This window comes from Pseudomonas sp. GD04015, from assembly GCF_029837675.1.
Classification (GTDB): Bacteria; Pseudomonadota; Gammaproteobacteria; order Pseudomonadales; family Pseudomonadaceae; genus Aquipseudomonas; species Aquipseudomonas paralcaligenes.
The window spans coordinates 53,372-72,963 of record NZ_JAOEEE010000019.1; the positions used below are offsets into that span (position 1 = coordinate 53,372).

General features: G+C 67.9%; 19 protein-coding genes. 16 read left to right on the forward strand and 3 right to left on the reverse strand.

Going from position 1 to position 19,592, the window contains the following annotated elements; all coding sequences use genetic code 11:
• Positions 1-51: 51 nt before the first annotated feature.
• From N7640_RS16420 to N7640_RS16430, 3 genes are read left to right on the forward strand one after another with little or no spacing between them, the layout of a single operon-like run.
• On the forward strand, positions 52-1,077 hold the full coding sequence (locus tag N7640_RS16420) for a phosphotransferase (protein ID WP_279904556.1): 1,026 nt from the start codon (positions 52-54) through the stop codon (positions 1,075-1,077).
• Positions 1,074-1,745 (forward strand): N-acetylmuramate alpha-1-phosphate uridylyltransferase MurU, encoded by a 672-nt coding sequence (gene murU, locus N7640_RS16425; protein ID WP_279904555.1) that lies wholly within the window; start codon positions 1,074-1,076, stop codon positions 1,743-1,745. The genes N7640_RS16420 and murU overlap by 4 nt, the downstream gene beginning before the upstream one ends.
• A 1-nt stretch (position 1,746) precedes the next feature.
• Entirely contained in the window at positions 1,747-2,523 is a 777-nt protein-coding gene (locus N7640_RS16430; RefSeq protein WP_279904554.1) for a TerB family tellurite resistance protein, read from the forward strand.
• Between the two features lie 102 nt (positions 2,524-2,625).
• Here the strand turns inward: N7640_RS16430 and N7640_RS16435 are convergent, their stop codons facing one another.
• Positions 2,626-3,609: an alpha/beta hydrolase family protein gene (locus N7640_RS16435; RefSeq protein WP_279904553.1), complete on the reverse strand. Its 984-nt coding sequence runs from the start codon at positions 3,607-3,609 to the stop codon at positions 2,626-2,628.
• A 107-nt stretch (positions 3,610-3,716) separates the two neighbouring features.
• Between N7640_RS16435 and N7640_RS16440 the strand changes: the two genes are divergently transcribed.
• The 12 genes from N7640_RS16440 to trpC all read left to right on the forward strand — a co-directional run bounded on the left by N7640_RS16440 (position 3,717) and on the right by trpC (position 17,004).
• Positions 3,717-6,089, forward strand: a complete 2,373-nt coding sequence (locus N7640_RS16440; RefSeq protein ID WP_279904654.1) for a transporter substrate-binding domain-containing protein — start codon at positions 3,717-3,719, stop codon at positions 6,087-6,089.
• A complete protein-coding gene (locus tag N7640_RS16445; RefSeq protein WP_220813815.1) occupies positions 6,086-6,715 on the forward strand; it encodes a response regulator transcription factor in 630 nt (209 codons plus the stop codon). The genes N7640_RS16440 and N7640_RS16445 overlap by 4 nt, the downstream gene beginning before the upstream one ends.
• Before the next feature lie 230 nt (positions 6,716-6,945).
• Positions 6,946-8,055 carry an ABC transporter ATP-binding protein gene (locus N7640_RS16450; RefSeq protein ID WP_279904552.1) on the forward strand — a complete coding sequence of 370 codons (1,110 nt, stop codon included), beginning with the start codon at positions 6,946-6,948 and terminating at the stop codon, positions 8,053-8,055.
• Positions 8,056-8,098: 43 nt separating this feature from the next.
• Positions 8,099-9,139: an ABC transporter substrate-binding protein gene (locus N7640_RS16455; RefSeq protein WP_279904551.1), complete on the forward strand. Its 1,041-nt coding sequence runs from the start codon at positions 8,099-8,101 to the stop codon at positions 9,137-9,139.
• Positions 9,140-9,262: 123 nt separating this feature from the next.
• A complete protein-coding gene (locus N7640_RS16460) occupies positions 9,263-10,510 on the forward strand; it encodes an ABC transporter permease (protein ID WP_279904550.1) in 1,248 nt (415 codons plus the stop codon).
• Positions 10,511-10,526: 16 nt separating this feature from the next.
• Entirely contained in the window at positions 10,527-11,354 is an 828-nt protein-coding gene (locus tag N7640_RS16465) for an ABC transporter permease (protein ID WP_220813819.1), read from the forward strand.
• A gap of 138 nt (positions 11,355-11,492) precedes the next feature.
• Positions 11,493-12,167, forward strand: coding sequence for a ribulose-phosphate 3-epimerase (rpe, locus tag N7640_RS16470; protein WP_279904549.1), 675 nt, complete (start codon positions 11,493-11,495; stop codon positions 12,165-12,167).
• A gap of 38 nt (positions 12,168-12,205) precedes the next feature.
• The gene (locus tag N7640_RS16475) at positions 12,206-12,970 is read left to right on the forward strand and encodes a phosphoglycolate phosphatase (RefSeq protein ID WP_279904653.1); all 765 of its coding nucleotides are present in this window, start codon (positions 12,206-12,208) and stop codon (positions 12,968-12,970) included.
• 73 nt (positions 12,971-13,043) lie between these two features.
• A complete protein-coding gene (gene trpE / locus N7640_RS16480; RefSeq protein WP_279904548.1) occupies positions 13,044-14,522 on the forward strand; it encodes an anthranilate synthase component I in 1,479 nt (492 codons plus the stop codon).
• 12 nt (positions 14,523-14,534) lie between these two features.
• Positions 14,535-15,128 (forward strand): aminodeoxychorismate/anthranilate synthase component II, encoded by a 594-nt coding sequence (locus tag N7640_RS16485; protein ID WP_279904547.1) that lies wholly within the window; start codon positions 14,535-14,537, stop codon positions 15,126-15,128.
• Positions 15,128-16,174, forward strand: a complete 1,047-nt coding sequence (gene trpD, locus N7640_RS16490; protein WP_279904546.1) for an anthranilate phosphoribosyltransferase — start codon at positions 15,128-15,130, stop codon at positions 16,172-16,174. The genes N7640_RS16485 and trpD overlap by 1 nt, the downstream gene beginning before the upstream one ends.
• Positions 16,171-17,004: an indole-3-glycerol phosphate synthase TrpC gene (gene trpC / locus N7640_RS16495; protein ID WP_279904545.1), complete on the forward strand. Its 834-nt coding sequence runs from the start codon at positions 16,171-16,173 to the stop codon at positions 17,002-17,004. The genes trpD and trpC overlap by 4 nt, the downstream gene beginning before the upstream one ends.
• Before the next feature lie 331 nt (positions 17,005-17,335).
• On the opposite strand, the gene crp is transcribed toward trpC, so the two are convergent.
• Positions 17,336-17,980: a cAMP-activated global transcriptional regulator CRP gene (gene crp, locus N7640_RS16500; RefSeq protein WP_220813825.1), complete on the reverse strand. Its 645-nt coding sequence runs from the start codon at positions 17,978-17,980 to the stop codon at positions 17,336-17,338.
• A gap of 236 nt (positions 17,981-18,216) precedes the next feature.
• Between crp and N7640_RS16505 the strand changes: the two genes are divergently transcribed.
• Positions 18,217-18,639 carry an OsmC family protein gene (locus N7640_RS16505; protein ID WP_192329118.1) on the forward strand — a complete coding sequence of 141 codons (423 nt, stop codon included), beginning with the start codon at positions 18,217-18,219 and terminating at the stop codon, positions 18,637-18,639.
• Between the two features lie 64 nt (positions 18,640-18,703).
• Here N7640_RS16505 and coq7 read toward each other — a convergent pair whose 3' ends face one another.
• On the reverse strand, positions 18,704-19,351 hold the full coding sequence (gene coq7 / locus N7640_RS16510) for a 2-polyprenyl-3-methyl-6-methoxy-1,4-benzoquinone monooxygenase (protein ID WP_279904544.1): 648 nt from the start codon (positions 19,349-19,351) through the stop codon (positions 18,704-18,706).
• Positions 19,352-19,592: the final 241 nt, after the last annotated feature.

Genomic DNA, 19,592 nt, shown 5'->3' on the forward strand with positions numbered 1-19,592 from the left:
GGATAATAAAGCATGACCCGCGCAACGGCTAGCGCCGTCGGAGACCCTGTAATGCCTGACCATGATGTACGTCTGCAACTGCTCGAAGACTGGTTGGACGGCTGTCTGCCCGCCTTGTTCCAACGCCAGGGCTGGGGGGCTGTTCCCGCTGGCGAGCTGATCCCGGCGAGCAGCGACGCCAGCTTCCGCCGCTATTTCCGCTGGCAGGCCGAGGGCCGCAGCCTGATCCTGATGGATGCGCCGCCGCCCCAGGAGGATTGCTGGCCCTTCGTCAGGATCGCCGCCCTGCTGGCCGAGGCCGGCGTGCATGTACCACGGGTGCTGACCCAGGACCTGGAACGGGGCTTCCTGGTGCTGGACGACCTGGGCCGGCAGACCTGGCTCGAGGTGCTGACGGCGGACAATGCCGACAGCCTGTTCGAATCCGCCCTGCAGGCCCTGGTGAGCTTCCAGCAAATGTCGGCCGAAGGTGCGCTGCCTGCCTATGACGACGCCCTGCTGCGCCGCGAGCTGCAGCTGTTCCCCGACTGGTACCTGCAGCGTCATCTCGGCGTGGAGCTGGAGGGGCAGCAGCTCGACCGCTGGCGGCGGGTCTGCGACCTGCTGGTGGACAGCGCTCTGGCCCAGCCACGGGTGTTCGTGCATCGCGACTACATGCCGCGCAACCTGATGCTGAGCGAGCCCAACCCCGGCATCCTCGACTTTCAGGACGCGGTGCACGGTCCGATCAGCTACGACGTCACCAGCCTGTTCAAGGACGCCTTCCTTAGCTGGCCGGAGGAGCGCGTGGCCGGCTGGCTGCGGCGCTACTGGCAGATGGCCCGCGAGGCGGGGTTGCCGGTGCCGGACGACTTCGCTGAGTTCCACCGCGCCAGTGACCTGATGGGCGTGCAGCGCCACCTGAAGGTGATCGGCATCTTCGCCCGCATCTGCCACCGCGACGGCAAACCCAAGTACCTGGCCGACGTGCCGCGCTTCTTCGCCTATATAGACGCCGTACTGGCGCGGCGGCCGGAACTGGCCGTGCTTGGCGAGTTGCTGGCCGGTCTGCCGCAGGGGGAGCCGCAACCCGCATGAAGGCGATGATTCTCGCGGCGGGCAAGGGCGAGCGCCTGCGCCCCCTGACCCTGCACACCCCCAAGCCGCTGGTGCGTGCCGCCGGCACGCCGCTGATCGAGTTTCACGTCCGCGCCCTGGCCGCCGCCGGTTTCACCGAACTGGTGATCAACCACGCCTGGCTCGGCCAGCAGATCGAGGACTACCTGGGCGATGGCGGCCGCTTCGGCCTGCGTATCGCCTACTCCGCCGAGGGTGAGCCGCTGGAGACCGGGGGTGGCATCTTCAAGGCGCTGCCGCTGCTGGGCGATGAACCTTTCCTGGTGGTCAACGGCGACATCTGGACCGACTGCGACTTCGCCACTCTGCGCCGGCCGCTGGATGGCCTGGCCCATCTGGTGCTGGTCGACAATCCGGCCCACCATCAGAGCGGCGACTTCCTGCTACGCGACGGCCGGGTGACGGATGCCGTCGCTGGCGAGCCGTCGCTCACCTACAGCGGCATGGCCGTGCTGCATCCGCGTCTGTTCGCCGGCTGCCAACCCGGTGCTTTCAAGCTGGCGCCGCTGCTGCGCGCGGCCATGGCCGATGGGCAGGTCAGCGGCGAGCGCTTCGCCGGGCGCTGGATCGACGTCGGCACCCACGAGCGCCTGGCGGACGTCGAGCGCCTGCTGGCGGCGGAGGCCTGAGATGCTGTGGCCGGCGACTCTGATCGGTGCCGCGGCCGGGATGGCCCTGGCCAGCATCCCCGGCGCGCTGCTCGGCGGCCTGCTCGGCCAGGTGCTGGATCGGCGCATCCGCCTGCAATCCCTCGATCACCTGCGGGAGCTGGTCGGCGTTGGAAGGCGCCCGGCCCTGGACGACGAAGACCTGCTGTTCATGCTGATCGGCCGCCTGGCCAAGAGCGGCGGCCGGGTGCTTGACAGCCATATCCAGACGGCGCGCAACGAGATGCAGCGCCTCGGCCTGGACGAGGCGGCGCGGCGGCAGGCCATGCAGGCGTTCAACCGCGGCAAGCAAGCCGGCGAGAAGGAGCTGCGCACCTCGCTGCGCGCGCTGCGCAGCCGGCCCGAACGGGGCGAGGTGCTGCTGCGTACCTGCTGGCGCATGGCCTGGGCCGATGGCCGGGTGAGCGAACTGGAATACGAACTGATCCAGCGCTGGGGGCTGTGGCTGGGCTGGAAGCGCGACGCGCTGAATGCCCTGGCCGACGAGTACGAGCCGGAGCGCAAGGTGCCGGAGGTCAGGACCGGTGACTACCAGGCGGCGTTGCGCCTGCTGGGCGTGCAGGCGGACACCGAGCCGGCGGCGATAAAGCGTGCCTACCGCCGCCTGATCAGCCGCCACCACCCGGACAAGATTTCCGGCTCCGGCGCCAGCCCCGCGCAGCTGCGCGCTGCCACAGACAAGACCCGTGAACTGCAGGTCGCCTACGAGTTGGTGCGCCAGCGCCGCGGCTTCCGCTAGGGGTTGGCGGGGGCTGTGGGAGCGGCCTTGGCCGCGATGGTTGCAGGGGGAGGGCGCTTCGCGGCCAAGGCCGCTCCCACGCTTGGGCCTCGGCGCTGGGGATTACTGCTTGTCCAGCCAGCCGCGCACGCGGCGGAACAGCTGTTCCTGCTCGGCCTCCAGGTTGCCCGGCAGCGCCTTCAGGCCGATCTGCGTATAGCTCTGGTGATCCAGGCGCTTGCTGGCCTGCTTGCGGCGCACCGCGTTGCCGCGGTCGGCGGGCAGGTCCTTGTAGAAGAAGTCCCCGGTGGCCAGTTTCAGGCCGGGGATCAGCTCCTCCAGCGGTGGCGTCTGCCCGGCCGGCAGCTGGGCCGCCACCGTTACCAGGTGCTTGACCGCCTCCGGCTGGCGCTCCTTGAGGTACAGCGCCGCCCAGTAGGCGCCGTCGCCGTGGCCGAGCAGGATGATGTGCTTGGCGTCCTGCTGTTCGGCGAAGGCGATGCCGGACTGGATGCGGGCGAAGACCCGTTCGGCCGGGTCGATCGGCGCCGGCGGTGGGGTTTCCGTGGGGGCGGCTGCGGCGGGCGGCGCAGCCTCGGTCTCGGTGGCTTGGGGCTGCTCTTCACCTTCGGCCGGGGCCGCCTCGGTGTCCACGGCCACCGGCTCCGGCGGGCGCGGCAGCACCGCTTCCGGCAGGGGCGCGGCCTTGCTGTCGGGCAGGGTCAGGCTGAGGCTGCTCCAGCCCACGTCGGGCAGTTTCAGGCGCAGCGGCTTGATCGCCTGCGGCCAGTCGGCGCTCTCGTCGGCGCCGGGCACCAGGATCACCACGCCCTTGGACTCGGGCGCGTTGGCCGGCTTCCACAGAGCGAGGAACGATTCGCCGCCCGCCTGCAGGGTCTGCTGCTCGTCCCGCGGCACCTGGCGTTCGAGGCCCTGCGCCAGGTCCTGGCTGCGCTCCTCCAGCGGTTGGCGCGGCGCCTCCGCGGGCTGCGCCTCGCCCTCGGCGGCGGGCGCTTCGGCGGGGGCGGGCGGGTCTTCCTCGGCCTGGACGGGCAGGGCGAGGGTCAGGCTCAGGGCCAGCAGTATCGACAGGACGGGATCGCGCATCGCGGCACTTCGCATGGAGGATGGTTCCAGCAGCCTAAGCGCTTCGTTGGGGTTTGTCAGGTAAGGTAGCGTCTGGCTTCGTCATCTCGTGGATCGTCGTGGTGCGCATGGTTCGAGTGCTCTGTTGGCTGTTGCTGCTGTGCCCGCTGGTCGGCCAGGCGGCCGGGCTGGATGCGGCCCAGCGCGCCTGGCTGGCCGAGCATCCGCGGCTGCGCGCGGGCGTGGTGCTGCAGGCGCCCTACGCCGAGTACCAGCGCCGCCAGCAACAGCTGAGCGGGCTCAACATCGAGCTGACCGAGGCGCTGGCCAGGAGCCTGGGCGTCGAGCTGAGCTGGCTCAGCTACCCGGACCAGGCGGCGCTGGACCAGGCCCTGCGGGCGGGGCGCATCGACTTCGCGCCCGGGCTGACGCAGACCCCCGCCGGCCTGCGCCTGTGGCAGTTCTCCGACCCTTATCTGCGCATTCCGCACCTGCTGGTGGGTGAGCGCCTGGGCGATCTGGGCGTCGAGCTGGAGAGCCTCGGCGAGCGCGAACCGATCGCCGTGCGCGAGCCCAGCGCGGTCGCCGACTACCTGCGCAGCAACTATTTCAACCTGCGCCTGCAGGCGCTGCCGTCGGACCGCGAGGCCCTGCGCGCGGTGCTGGCGCAGCGGGCGCGCTACGCGGCCATCGACCAGGCCCAGCTCAGCCGGCTGAGCCAGGAGAGCGAGTTCGCCGGGCTGACCGTGCTGGCCGACGTCGGCCTGCCCCAGCTGCTGCGCTTCGGCACCCGGCGCGACTGGCCGCAGCTGGCGGCGATTCTTGATGTCGGCCTGCGCGGCCTGCCGGCCAAGCAGTTCGAGCAGCTGCAGCAGCGTTGGCTGACGGCCAGGACGCCGAGCCTCGGCGAGTCCCCGCTGTTCTGGCGCAACCTGAGCATTCTGCTTGGCGCATTGCTGCTGGTCAGCCTGCTGCTGCTGACGGTGCTGCGCCGCCAGCGCGGACGCCTGGAGCGGCTGCTGCTGGACTCCCGCCAGACCCTGGCCCGGCGCGAGGTGGCGGAGGAGGCCCTGCGCCTGGCCCAGTTCTCCCTCGACCACAGCACGGTCGGCATCCTCTGGGTCAACTGGGACAGCCGGGTGCGCTATGCCAACCAGGCGGTGGCCGAGATGCTCGGCTACGACAGCGGCGCCATGGTCGACCGGCCGTTGCAGGAGTTCGAGCCGGGCCTGGGCATGGACCGCTGGCTCAACCTGTGGAAGCGGGTGCGCCAGCACGAGGAGGGCGCGCTGAACTTCGAGAGCAACTGCCGGCGCGCCGACGGCAGCTGGATGCCGGCGGACGTGACCCTGGGCTTCCTGCGCTTTCGCGAGGCCGAGTACCTTGTGGTCTACCTCACCGACGTCACCGAGCGGCGCCGCGCCCGCGCCGCCCTGGAGGAGAGCGAGGCGCGCCTCAAGGGCATCGCCGGCAACGTGCCGGGCCTGGTATTCCGCCTGGAGCGCCCGGTGCCCGGTGCGCCGGTGGACTTCGCCTTCATCAGCGAGGGCAGCGAGCAGCTGGTCGGCTACCCGGCGGCGACCATCATGGCGGCGGACTTCGGCATCCGCAGCCTGGTCCACCCGGAGGACCGCGCCGCCTACCACGCCACCCAGGACGCCGCCATCGAGGCGGCCAGCGACTGGCACTGGCAGGGCCGCATCCTGACCCGCGACGGCCGCGTGCGCTGGGCCGACATCAAGTCCAGCGCCCGCCAGCTGAGCGCCGAACACGTGGTGTGGGACGGCGTGGTGTGGGACATCAGCGAGAACAAGGCCATCGAGCTGGAACTGGCCGAGTCGCGTGCCCAGTTGCGCGAGCTGTCCGCGCACCTGGAGAGCGTGCGCGAGGAAGAAAAAGCGCGCATCGCCCGCGAAGTGCACGACGAGCTGGGCCAGGTGCTCACCGTGCTCAAGCTGGAGACCTCCATGTGCGAGCTGGCCTACGCCGGCCTCGACGCCGGCCTGCAGGCGCGCCTGGACAGCATGAAGAAGCTGATCGCCAACCTGTTCCAGCTGGTGCGTGACGTGGCCACCGCGCTGCGCCCGCCGATCCTCGACGCCGGCATCGCCTCGGCCATCGAGTGGCAGGCGCGGCGCTTCGAGACGCGCAGCCAGATTCCCTGCCTGGTGCAGGTGCCCGAGCAGCTGCCGGCGCTGTCCGACGCCAAGGCCATCGGCCTGTTCCGCGTGCTGCAGGAGGCGCTGACCAACGTGCTGCGCCACGCCGAGGCGCACACCGTGGAGGTCGGCCTGGAGGTGCAGGGCGACGAGCTGCTGCTGCGGGTGAGTGACGATGGTCGGGGTTTCGAGGCGGGCGCGCAGCGCGCACAATCCTTCGGCCTGGTCGGCATGCGCGAGCGCGTGCTGATGCTCGGCGGCAGCCTGGCGATCGACAGCGCGCCGGGGGAGGGCACCACGCTGAGCGTGCGGGTGGCACTGGATAGAGAGGTCGTAGCGTGATTCGAGTACTGGTGGCCGAAGACCACACCATTGTCCGCGAGGGCATCAAGCAGCTGATCGGCCTGGCCAGGGACATGACCGTGGTGGGAGAGGCGGGCAACGGCGAGCAATTGCTGGAGACCCTGCGCCACACCCCCTGCGAGGTGGTGCTGCTGGATATCTCCATGCCCGGCGTCAACGGCCTGGAGGCGATCCCGCGCATCCGTGCGCTGGCGGAGCCGCCGGCGGTGCTGGTGCTGTCCATGCACGACGAGGCGCAGATGGCGGCCCGTGCCCTGAAGATCGGCGCGGCGGGCTACGCCACCAAGGACAGCGACCCGGCGCTGCTGCTCACCGCCATCCGCAAGGTCGCCGCGGGCGGCCGCTACATCGACCCGGAGCTGGCCGACCGGATGGTCTTCGAGGTTGGCCTGACCGATTCGCGGCCGCCCCATTCGCTGCTGTCCGAGCGCGAGTTCTCGGTGTTCGAGCGCCTGGTGCGCGGCGAGGGCGTCAACGAGATCGCCCAGCAGCTGTCGGTCAGCAGCAAGACGATCAGTACCCACAAGGCGCGCCTGATGCAGAAGCTCAATCTGCATTCGGTGGCGGACCTGGTGAAGTACGCGGTGGAGCACAAGCTGCTGTAAGGGGGCCCCAGAGGCTGCGAGTTTCTCCCTGTGGGAGCGGCCTTGGCCGCGATAGCCGGAGTGGTGAAGCATTCGCGGTCAAGGCCGCTCCTACCTGACTTGTTGCGTGTAGGGCGATCCCTACAGCGCGTCGTCCGCAAGCCTTATAGCAATCTCTCATACCGCCCGATTTGCGCTGGCTCCATGGCTTTCTAGTCTTACACCACGGCAACAAGAACAAAGGTGTGGTGATGGCCGAGAATGTTTCCAGCGACGTGCTCGTCAGCTTCAAGGGCGTGCAGAAGAGCTACGACGGCGAGAGCCTGATCGTCAAAGACCTCAACCTGGACATCCGCAAGGGCGAGTTCCTCACCTTGCTCGGCCCGTCCGGCTCCGGCAAGACCACCAGCCTGATGATGCTGGCCGGCTTCGAGACGCCCACCGCCGGCGAGATCCTCCTGGCCGGGCGCGCGATCAACAACGTGCCGCCGCACAAGCGCGACATCGGCATGGTGTTCCAGAACTACGCGCTGTTCCCGCACATGACGGTATCCGAGAACCTGGCCTTCCCGCTCACCGTGCGCGGCATGAGCAAGACCGACATCACCGAGCGGGTCAAGCGTGCGCTGTCCATGGTCCAGCTCGACAACTTCCGCAACCGCTACCCGGCGCAGCTCTCCGGTGGCCAGCAGCAGCGCGTGGCGCTGGCCCGCGCGCTGGTGTTCGAGCCGCAGCTGGTGCTGATGGACGAGCCGCTCGGCGCGCTGGACAAGCAGCTGCGCGAGCACATGCAGATGGAGATCAAGCACATCCACCAGCGCCTGGGCGTGACCGTGGTCTACGTGACCCACGACCAGGGCGAGGCGCTGACCATGTCCGACCGGGTGGCGGTGTTCCACCAGGGCGAGATCCAGCAGATCGCCCCGCCGCGCGACCTCTACGAGGCGCCGAGCAACACCTTCGTCGCCCACTTCATCGGCGAGAACAACCGCCTGGCCGGCGAGCTGGTCAGCCGCGACGGCGAGCGCTGCACCGTGCGCACCGCCCGTGGCGAGCAGGTGCAGGCGCTGGCGGTTAGGGTCGGCGCGCCGGGCGAGCCGGTCAGCCTGTCGATCCGCCCCGAGCGGGTGCGCATCAACGGCGCCAGCGAGAGCTGCGCCAACCGCTTCAGCGGCCGGGTGGCCGAGTTCATCTACCTGGGCGACCACGTGCGCATCCGCATGGAGGTGTGCGGTAACCCCAACTTCTTCGTCAAGCAGCCGATCGCCGAACTCGACCCCGCCCTGGGCGTGGGCGACGTGGTGCCGCTCGGCTGGCATGTGGAGCACGTAAGGGCGCTGGACCCTCTGGTCGTCGAGTGACGGCGCCGCGCATTTCCAACCCTGCACAGTGGAGAAAACAACAATGAGCAACATCCGCAGCATGTTCCGCCTCGGGACCCTGGCCCTCGGCCTGTTCGGCGCCTCCCAGGCGATGGCCGCCGACCTGACGGTGATCTCCTTCGGCGGCGCCAACAAGGACGCCCAGGTCAAGGCCTTCTACAAACCGTGGGAAGCGGCCGGCAAGGGCAAGATCGTCGCCGGCGAATACAACGGCGAGATGGCCAAGGTGAAGGCCATGGTCGACACCAACAGCGTGTCCTGGCACCTGGTGGAAGTGGAGTCGCCGGAGCTGGCCCGTGGTTGCGACGAGGGCCTGTTCGAGGAACTCGATCCGTCCCTGTTCGGCAACGAGGAGGACTTCGTCGAAGGTGCCATCCAGCCGTGCGGCGTGGGCTTCTTCGTCTGGTCCACCGTGCTCGCCTACAACGCCGACAAGCTGTCCGCCGCGCCGGCCGGCTGGGCCGATTTCTGGGACGTGGCCAAGTTCCCGGGCAAGCGCGGCCTGCGCAAGGGCGCTAAGTACACCCTGGAGTTCGCCCTGATGGCCGACGGCGTGGCGCCGAAGGACGTCTACACCGTGCTCGCCACCCAGGAAGGCCAGGACCGCGCCTTCAAGAAACTCGACCAGATCAAGCCGCACATCCAGTGGTGGGAGGCCGGCGCCCAGCCGCCGCAGTTCCTCGCCTCCGGCGACGTGGTGATGAGCTCCGCCTACAACGGCCGCATCGCCGCCGTGCAGAAGGAGAGCAACCTGAAGGTGGTGTGGAACGGCGGCATCTACGACTTCGACGCCTGGGCCATCCCCAAGGGCGCCAAGGACAGCGACGCCGCCAAGGCCTTCGCCGCGTTCAGCGTGCAGCCCGAGCAGCAGAAGGTCTACTCCTCGAACATCGCCTACGGCCCGGCCAACAAGAAGGCCGTCGAGCTGCTCGACCCGGCGCTGCTCAAGGACATGCCGACCACCCCGGAGAACATCGCCAACCAGGTGGCCATGAACGTGACCTTCTGGGCCGACTACGGCGAGCAGCTGGAGCAGCGCTTCAACGCCTGGGCGGCGAAATAAGCATCCCGTGCAGTGCCCCTTCCCTGTGAAGGGGAGTTGGTAGGAGGGACGCTCCCCCGTCCCTTCTGACCCTCGCCCGACGTTGGGCGAGGGCGCTTTGTCCCGGTGTCTCTGGAGCCCGCGATGGCCACTACCGTATCCCTCACCGAATTCGCCGGCCTGACCCTGAAGCAGAAGCTGGCCCGCGCCGAGCGCATCAACCGGCTCAAGGCCCAGGGCCTGATCCTGCCGCTGCTGGTGTTCCTCTTCGTGGTGTTCCTGCTGCCGATCGGCATCCTGCTGTACAAGAGCGTGGAGAACCCCGAGGTGGTCGGCAGCCTGCCGCGCACCGTCGAGGCGATCGCCGCCTGGGATGGCCGCGGCCTGCCCGAGGAGCCGGTGTACCAGGCCCTGGCCCAGGACCTGGCCGAGGCGCGCAAGAACCAGACCATCGGCGACCTTTCCACGCGCCTGAACATGGAGCTGGCCGGCTACCGCAGCCTGCTGGCCAAGACCGGCCGCGCCCTGCCGTTCAAGCAGGCGCCCGCCTCCTACAAGGACGCGCTGGAAAGCCTCGACGAGCGCTGGGGCGACCCCGCTTACTGGCAGGTGATCCGTCGCAACGACAGCGCCTTCACCTCCTACTTCCTGCTGGCGTCCCTCGACCATCGCATCGACGATCTCGGCGAGCTGGCGTCCGCCACCCCGGACCAGGCCATCTACCTGGACATCTTCGTCCGCACCTTCTGGATGGGCGTGGTGATCACCGCCATCTGCCTGGTGCTGGCCTATCCGCTGGCCTACCTGCTGGCGAACCTTCCGACCCGCACCAGCAACCTGCTGATGATCCTGGTGCTGCTGCCGTTCTGGACCTCGATCCTGGTGCGCGTGGCGGCCTGGATCGTGCTGCTGCAGTCCGGCGGCCTGATCAACAGCGCGCTGATCGCCATGGGCGTGATCGACCAGCCGCTGCAGCTGGTGTTCAACCGCACCGGCGTCTACGTGGCGATGGTGCACATCATGCTGCCGTTCATGATCCTGCCGATCTTCAGCGTGATGAAGGGCATCTCGCCGAGCTACATGCGCGCCGCCATCTCGCTCGGCTGCCACCCGTTCGCCAGCTTCTGGCGGGTGTACTTCCCGCAGACCCTGGCCGGTGTCGGCGCCGGCTGCCTGCTGGTGTTCATCCTGTCCATCGGCTACTACATCACCCCGGCGCTGCTGGGCAGCCCGAACGACCAGATGATCAGCTACTTCGTCGCCTTCTACACCAACACCACCATCAACTGGGGCATGGCCACGGCCCTCGGCGGCCTGCTGCTGCTGGCCACCATGCTGCTCTACGTGGTGTACAGCTGGCTGGTGGGCGCGAGCCGCCTGCGTCTGGGCTGATCAGGAGAACATCGAGATGCTGAGCCCCTACAAGTCCCCCGTCGAGCGCGCCTGGTTCTGGACCCATCGCGGCCTGTGTGCGCTGGTGCTGCTGTTCCTGATCCTGCCGGTGCTGGTGATCATTCCGCTGTCGTTCAACTCCGGCAGCTTCCTGGTCTACCCGCTGCAGGGCTTCTCCCTGCGCTGGTACGAGTCGTTCTTCACCTCGGCCGAGTGGATGCGCTCGCTGAAGAACAGCCTGATCGTGGCGCCGGCCGCCACGGTGCTGGCGATGGTCTTCGGCACCCTGGCGGCCATCGGCCTGACCCGTGGCGAGTTCCGCGGCAAGGCGCTGGTGATGAGCCTGCTGATCTCGCCGATGGTAGCGCCGGTGGTGATCGTCGGCGTCGCCAGCTACCTGTTCTTCGCCCCGCTCGGCCTGGGCAACAGCTACACCTCGCTGATCCTGGTGCACGCGGTGCTTGGCGTGCCCTTCGTGATCATCACCGTGTCGGCCACCCTGCAGGGCTTCAACTACAACCTGGTGCGTGCCGCCGCGAGCCTGGGCGCCTCGCCGATCACTGCGTTCCGCCGGGTGACCCTGCCGCTGATCGCGCCGGGAGTGATCTCCGGCGCGCTGTTTGCCTTCGCCACCTCGTTCGACGAGGTGGTGGTGACCCTGTTCCTCGCCGGCCCCGAGCAGGCCACCCTGCCACGGCAGATGTTCAGCGGCATCCGCGAGAACCTGTCGCCGACCATCGCCGCCGCCGCCACCCTGCTGATCGCCTTCTCGGTGGTCATGCTGCTGACCCTGGAATGGCTGCGCGGGCGCAGCGAGAAGATGCGCACCGCCGTACCGGAATAGCCCAGTGGGAGCGACCTTGGCCGCGAGACGGAGAGCATCGTGGCCAAGGCCGCTCCCACGTTCCCTGACATACGACAACTGCCCCGTCCCCCGACTCAGGCTACAATCGCGCCACCGTGATAGAAGCCTGAGGCCGCCATGCAACCCTTCGCCATCGCCCCGTCGATCCTGTCCGCCGATTTCGCCCGCCTGGGCGAGGAAGTCGACAAGGTGCTCGCCGCCGGCGCCGACATCGTTCACTTCGATGTGATGGACAACCACTACGTGCCCAACCTGACCATCGGCCCGATGGTCTGCTCGGCGCTGCGCAAGTACGGCATCACCGCGCCGATCGACGCGCACCTGATGGTCAAGCCGGTCGACCGCATCATCGGCGACTTCATAGAGGCCGGCGCCGCCTACATCACCTTCCACCCGGAGGCCAGCGAGCACATCGACCGCTCCCTGCAGCTGATCCGCGACGGCGGCGCCAAGGCCGGCCTGGTGTTCAACCCGGCCACCTCGCTGGACTGCCTGAAGTACGTGATGGACAAGGTCGACATGATCCTGCTGATGAGCGTCAACCCCGGCTTCGGCGGGCAGAAGTTCATCCCCGGCACCCTCGGCAAGCTGCGCGAGGCCCGCGCGTTGATCGACGCTTCCGGTCGCGACATCCGGCTGGAGATCGATGGCGGCGTCAGCGCCAAGAACATCCGCGAGATCGCCGAGGCGGGCGCCGACACCTTCGTCGCCGGCTCGGCCATCTTCAACCAGCCCGACTACAAGGCGGTGATCGACGCCATGCGCGCCGAGCTGGCCCAGGTGCGCGCGTGATCCACGAGCTGTTCGCAGGAAGCCTGCCGCGCCTGGTGATGTTCGACTTGGACGGCACCCTGGTGGACTCGGTGCCGGACCTGGCCGCCGCGGTCGACCGCATGCTGGTGCAGCTGGGGCGCCCGCCCGCCGGCGTCGAGCGGGTGCGCGAATGGGTCGGCAACGGCGCCCGGGTGCTGGTGCGCCGCGCCCTGGCCGGCGGCATCGACCACACCGAGGTCAGCGACGCCGATACCGAGCGTGCCCTCGAACTGTTCAACGAGGCCTACGCCGGCAGCCATGCCCTGAGCACCGTCTACCCGGGCGTCACCGCGACCCTCAAGTGGTTGAAGAAGCAGGGTGTGGAGCTGGCGCTGATCACCAACAAGCCCGAGCGCTTCGTCGCCCCGCTGCTGGACGAGATGAAGCTCGGCCGCTACTTCCGCTGGATCGTCGGCGGCGACACCCTGCCGCAGCAGAAGCCGGACCCGGCCGCGCTGCTGTTCGTCATGCGCCTGGCCGGGGTGGAGCCAGAGCACGCGTTGTTCATCGGCGACTCGCGCAACGACGTGCTGGCCGCCCGCGCCGCCAGCGTGCCCTGCGTGGCGCTGAGCTACGGCTACAACCACGGCCGGCCGATCGCCGAGGAGAACCCGGTGCGGGTGCTCGACGACCTGCGCCAGCTGCTGCCCGGTTGCGCCTCGGATGACGCTGCGCTAATGTCGCCGGACTCTACTTCCCGCCGAGACAGCATCGTGGTGGTTGCCCGCAAACAATGGACGAATGTCTTCAAGGCCCTGGCCCGCTGGCGCTGGCGCGCCTGACATTCCCCTGGCCGGCGCTCGCCGGCGCGTTTGCCCGACATCCGTTTCACTTCCTCATACCACGAGGCAGAGCATGACCCGCGAAGAATTCTTGCGCTTGGCCGCCGACGGCTTCAACCGCATTCCGCTTGCATTCGAGACCCTGGCCGACTTCGACACCCCGCTGTCGATCTACCTCAAGCTGGCCGACACTCCCAACTCCTACCTGCTGGAGTCCGTCCAGGGCGGCGAGAAGTGGGGCCGCTACTCGATCATCGGCCTGCCGGCGCGCACCGTGTTGCGCGTGCACGGCCACCAGGTCAGCGTCAGCGTCGACGGCCAGGTCGTCGAGCAGCTCGACAGCGAAGACCCGCTGGCCTTCGTCGAGCAGTTCAAGGCGCGCTACAACGTGCCCACCATCGCCGGCCTGCCGCGCTTCAACGGTGGCCTGGTCGGCTACTTCGGCTACGACAGCGTGCGCTACGTGGAGAAGAAGCTGGCCCGCTGCCCGAACCCCGATCCACTGGGCACCCCGGACATCCTGCTGATGGTCTCGGACGCGGTCGTCGTGTTCGACAACCTGGCCGGCAAGATGCACGCCATCGTCCTCGCCGACCCGGCCCAGGCCGACGCCTACGAGCAGGGCCAGGCCCAGCTGCAGGAGCTGCTGAACAAGCTGCGCCAGCCGATCACCCCGCGCCTGGGCGTGGACCTGTCCAAGCCGGCCGGCAAGGAGCCGGACTTCGTCTCCAGCTTCAAGCGCGACGACTACGAGGCGGCGGTCGACGCGATCAAGGAATACATCCTGGCCGGCGACTGCATGCAGGTGGTGATCTCCCAGCGCATGTCGATCCCGTTCCAGGCAGCGCCCATCGACCTGTACCGGGCGCTGCGCTGCATCAACCCGACGCCCTACATGTACTTCTTCAACTTCGGCGACTTCCACGTGGTGGGCAGCTCGCCGGAAGTGCTGGTGCGGGTCGAGGACAACCTGGTCACCGTGCGCCCGATCGCCGGCACCCGTCCGCGCGGCGCCACCGAGGAAGCTGACATCGAGCTGGAGAAGGACCTGCTGTCCGACGCCAAGGAGATCGCCGAGCACCTGATGCTGATCGACCTGGGCCGCAACGATGCCGGCCGGGTCTCTACCACCGGCACGGTGAAGGTCACCGAGCAGATGGTGATCGAGCGCTATTCCAACGTGATGCACATCGTCTCCAACGTGACGGGGCACCTGAAAGAGGGGCTGAGCGCCATGGACGCCCTGCGTGCCATTTTGCCGGCCGGCACCCTGTCCGGTGCGCCCAAGGTGCGGGCGATGGAGATCATCGACGAGCTGGAGCCGGTCAAGCGCGGCGTCTACGGCGGCGCCGTGGGCTATCTCGCCTGGAACGGCAACATGGACACCGCCATCGCCATCCGCACCGCCGTGATCAAGGACGGTGAGCTGCACGTGCAGGCCGGCGCCGGCATCGTCGCCGACTCGCAGCCGGCCCTGGAGTGGGAAGAAACCCTGAACAAGCGTCGCGCCATGTTCCGCGCGGTCAGCCTCGCCGAACAGTCCGTTGAGTAAGGGGGACCTACCATGCTGCTGATGATCGACAACTACGACTCCTTTACCTACAACGTGGTGCAGTACCTGGGCGAGCTGGGTGCCGACGTCCACGTGATCCGCAACGACGAACTGACCATCGCCGAGATCGAGGCGCTGAAGCCCGAGCGCATCGTGGTCTCGCCCGGCCCCTGCACACCGACCGAGGCCGGCGTGTCCATCGAGGCCATCTTGCACTTCGCCGGCAAGCTGCCGATCCTCGGCGTGTGCCTGGGCCACCAGAGCATCGGCCAGGCCTTCGGCGGCGACGTGGTGCGCGCGCGTCAGGTGATGCACGGCAAGACCAGCCCGGTGTTCCACGAGGACAAGGGCGTGTTCGCCGGCCTCAACAAGCCGCTGACCGTGACCCGCTATCACTCCCTGGTGGTCAAGCGCGAGACCCTGCCGGACTGCCTGGAGGTTACCGCTTGGACCCAGCATGCCGATGGTAGCGTCGACGAGATCATGGGCCTGCGCCACAAGACCCTGAACATCGAGGGCGTGCAGTTCCACCCGGAATCCATCCTCACCGAGCAGGGCCACGAACTGTTCGCCAACTTCCTCAAGCAACAAGGCGGAGCGCGCTGATGGACATCAAGGAAGCCCTCAATCGGGTGGTCGCCCAGCTGGACCTGTCCACCGCCGAGATGCAGGACGTGATGCGCCTGATCATGACCGGCCAATGCACCGACGCGCAGATCGGCGCCTTCCTCATGGGCATGCGCATGAAGAGCGAGACCATCGACGAGATCGTCGGCGCCGCCACCGTCATGCGTGAGCTGGCCGCGCCGGTGAAGATCGACGCAGAGCGCCTGGTCGATACCTGCGGCACCGGCGGCGACGGCATGAACGTGTTCAACGTCTCCACCGCCGCCGCCTTCGTGGTCGCCGCGGCCGGCGGCAAGGTAGCCAAGCACGGCAACCGCGCAGTGTCCGGCAAGAGCGGCAGCGCCGACCTGCTGGAGGCCGCCGGGGTCTACCTGAACCTCAAGCCTGAACAGGTGGCGCGTTGCGTCGAGAGCGTCGGCGTCGGCTTCATGTTCGCCCCGGCCCATCATGGCGCCATGAAGCACGCCATCGGCCCGCGCCGCGAGCTGGGGCTGCGCACCCTGTTCAACATGCTCGGCCCGATGACCAACCCGGCCGGAGTCAAACACCAGGTGATCGGCGTGTTCAGCCAGGCGCTGTGCCGGCCGATGGCCGAGGTGCTGCAGCGCCTGGGCAGCAAGCACGTGCTGGTGGTGCACGCCAGCGACGGCCTGGACGAGATCAGCCTGGCCGCGCCGACCCATGTCGCCGAGCTGAAGGACGGTGAGGTCAGCGAGTACCGCATCCAGCCCGAGGACTTCGGCATCAAGAGCCAGAGCCTGATCGGCCTGACCGTGGAGGGCGCCCAGGACTCCCTGGCGCTGATCCGCGACGCGCTGGGCAAGCGCAAGACCGAGAACGGCCAGAAGGCCGCCGACATGATCGTGCTCAACGCCGGCGCCGCGCTCTATGCCGCCGACATCGCCGGCAGCCTGAACGAGGGCATGCAGCTCGCGCACGACGCGTTGCACACCGGCCTGGCCTGGGAGAAGCTGGCCGAGCTGGCTTCCTTTACCGCTGTATTCCGCGTGGAGAACGAAGGGTGAGCATTCCAACCGTGCTGGAGAAGATCCTTGCCCGCAAGGCTGAGGAAGTGGCCGAGCGGCGTGCCCGCGTGAGCTTCGCCGAGGTCGAGGCCCTGGCGCGCCAGGCCGACGCCCCGCGCGGCTTCGCCCGCGCCCTGCAGGAGCGCGTCGCGCAGAAGCAGCCGGCGGTGATCGCCGAGGTGAAGAAGGCCTCGCCGAGCAAGGGCGTGCTGCGCGAGCACTTCGTCCCCGCCGAGATCGCCAAGAGCTACGAGGCCGGCGGCGCGGCCTGCCTGTCGGTGCTGACCGACGTCGACTTCTTCCAGGGCGCCGACGAGTACCTGCAGCAGGCCCGTGCCGCCTGCCGCCTGCCGGTGATCCGCAAGGACTTCATGATCGACCCCTACCAGGTGGTGGAGGCGCGGGCCATCGGCGCCGACTGCATCCTGCTGATCGTCTCGGCGCTGGACGACGTACGCATGGCCGAGCTGGCCGCCACCGCCAAGGACGTCGGCCTGGACGTGTTGGTGGAAGTGCACGACGGCGCCGAACTGGAGCGCGCGCTGAATACCCTGGATACGCCGCTAGTGGGCATCAACAACCGCAACCTGCACAGCTTCGAGGTGAGCCTGGAGACGACCCTCGACCTGCTGCCGCGCATTCCGCGCGACCGGGTGGTGATCACCGAGAGTGGCATCCTCAGCCGCGCCGACGTGGAGCTGATGGAAATCAACGAGGTGTATGCGTTCCTGGTCGGCGAGGCCTTCATGCGCGCCGAGGAGCCGGGTACCGAACTCAAGCGTCTGTTCTTCGCCGGCAGTCGCGTGGTGGCGGGCATCGACCCGGACTGATCGAGTGCCCACAAAAAGCCGATCACTTAGGCTTTGAGTGTTGCTGGCGAGTGCCGTGACCGTGTGGGAGCAGCCTTGGCCGCGAAGCTTTGCTGTCAGCCCCGTTCGCGGACAAGTCCGCTCCCACAGGGATTGATTTCACCAACAGCAGTTAACTCATCACTTAGCACCGTAAGCGCTTGCTCGGGGGCACGCCTAAGTGGAGAGATGCTGGGGGAGAGGGCGGAAAACCTGCGAGACTGCTGGTTTCCCCGCCTCTCCCCGGAGGGGCGAGGGACAGCGCGCGCGATTATTCCTTATATGAACAGCATTACGCCGATTGGCGGGCTCTTCAGCGCGTTCCGAAGACCACCATGGTCTTGCCCTTCACATGCACCAGGCCCTGCTCCTCGAGGGACTTGAGCACGCGGCCGACCATCTCGCGGGAGCAGCCGACGATGCGGCCGATTTCCTGGCGGGTGATCTTGATCTGCATGCCGTCCGGGTGGGTCATGGCGTCCGGCTGCTTGCACAGGTCGAGCAGGGTGCGGGCCACGCGGCCGGTAACGTCGAGGAAGGCCAGGTCGCCCACCTTGCGGGTGGTATTGCGCAGGCGGTCCGCCATCTGGCTGCCGAGCGCATAGAGAATCTCGGGGTCCTGCTGGGTCAGTTCGCGGAACTTGGTGTAGCTCAGCTCCGCCACTTCGCACTCGGTCTTGGCGCGGACCCAGGCGCTGCGCTCCTTCTCGGCGCCTTCCTTCTCGAACAGGCCCATTTCGCCGAAGAAGTCGCCCGCATTGAGGTAGGCGATAATCATTTCGCGGCCGTCGTCGTCCTCGATGAGGATGGTGACCGAGCCTTTGACGATGAAGAACAGGGTCTCGCAACGGTCCCCTGCATAGATGATGGTGCTTTTGGCTGTGTAGCGGCGGCGGTGACAGTGCGCGAGCAGCTTGTCGATGTTCTTGATCTTAGGTGTAAGGGTAATAGCGACCATGCCCGAGTCCCGAAAATGAGTAAGCCTTTGTCCAGCAGGCGAATTTCTTATTAGTTATCCGAACAAGTGTGCCAGTTATCCGTCGGCAGCTTAACAGACAGGTGGCCTGCGGTAATGCGTTTTTGCGACGCAGTCTGCAGCGCTTCCGACCTGCTGGCTGACCGGTGGGTCGAAAAGCTCCCGCCAGGTGCTGTGTTAAGCTGGCGGGCATTTTTCTGGCAGTTGGAGTCCTTGCGATGAAAGCGCGTATTCAGTGGGCCGGCGAGGCCATGTTCCTCGGCGAGTCCGGCAGCGGGCACGTGGTGGTGATGGATGGTCCGCCCGAGGCGGGTGGTCGCAACCTCGGCGTGCGCCCCATGGAGATGGTGCTGATCGGCCTGGGCGGCTGCAGCAACTTCGACGTGGTCAGCATCCTGAAGAAGTCGCGCCAGCCGGTGGAGAGCTGCGAGGCCTTCCTCGAGGCCGAGCGCGCCGACGAGGACCCGAAGGTGTTCACCAAGATCCACCTGCACTTCGTGGTCAAGGGCCGTGGCCTCAAGGAGGCGCAGGTCAAGCGCGCCGTCGAGCTGTCCGCGGAGAAGTACTGCTCGGCCTCGATCATGCTCGGCCGCGCCGGCGTCGAGATCACCCACGACTACGAAATCGTCGAGCTGGGTTGATCCGCACCCACGCATGAGCCAATGAAAAAGGGCGCCAGAGGGCGCCCTTTTTCATGTCCGCTACTCAGATGCGGTAGGTGCTCTTGGTCATCACCTTGGACAGCAGGGTCATGCCGAACTTGACTGGCGCCGGGAAGCGCAGGCCGCCGGCCTCCAGGGCGCTGGTCGAATGCTGCTGCTCGTCCTCGCGCATCTGCTCGAGGATGGCGCGGGTCCGGGCGTCCTCCGGCGGAATCTGCTCCAGATGCTCGTCCAGGTGCTTGACCACCTGGTCCTCGGTGGCGGCGACGAAGCCCAGGCTGACCCGGTCGCTGATCAGCCCGGCGACCGCGCCGACGCCGAAGGACAGGCCGTAGAAGATCGGGTTGAGCACGCTGGGATGGCTGCCCAGCTCACGGATGCGCTGCTCGCACCAGGCCAGGTGGTCGACCTCCTCGTCGGCGGCATGCTCCATGGCCTTGCGCACCTCGGGCAGCTTGGCGGTCAGCGCCTGGCCCTGGTAGAGCGCCTGGGCGCAGACCTCGCCGGTATGGTTGATGCGCATCAGGCCGGCCACGTGGCGGGCATCCTCGTCGCTCAGTTCGGACTCGTTCTGCAGAATGGCCGGCGACGGCCGCGCCGGGGCGCCGCTGAAGGGCAGCAGGGTGCGCATGGCGGCGTCGGCCTGCATGAGCAGGCGGTCGACGGGGGAAAACTGGCGTTCGTTGGTCATGGGCCATCTCCGCGGGAAAGCATGCCGGCAGTTTACCTGAGCCCCCGGGCAGAAATCCGCTCGGCGACAAGAGGCCGCATGGCTGCCGTGTAGGGTGCGCCGCGCGCACCAAGGGGACTGCCTGTGCACCCTACGAGGCTCGGTTCCGTCGATTATCCTGCAGAACAGGCAGTCCACGCGCCTTCCCCCGGCGGCTTTCGGTATTCTGTGGGCCTGGTTCGGGTGGTCTCACAAGGAGCGA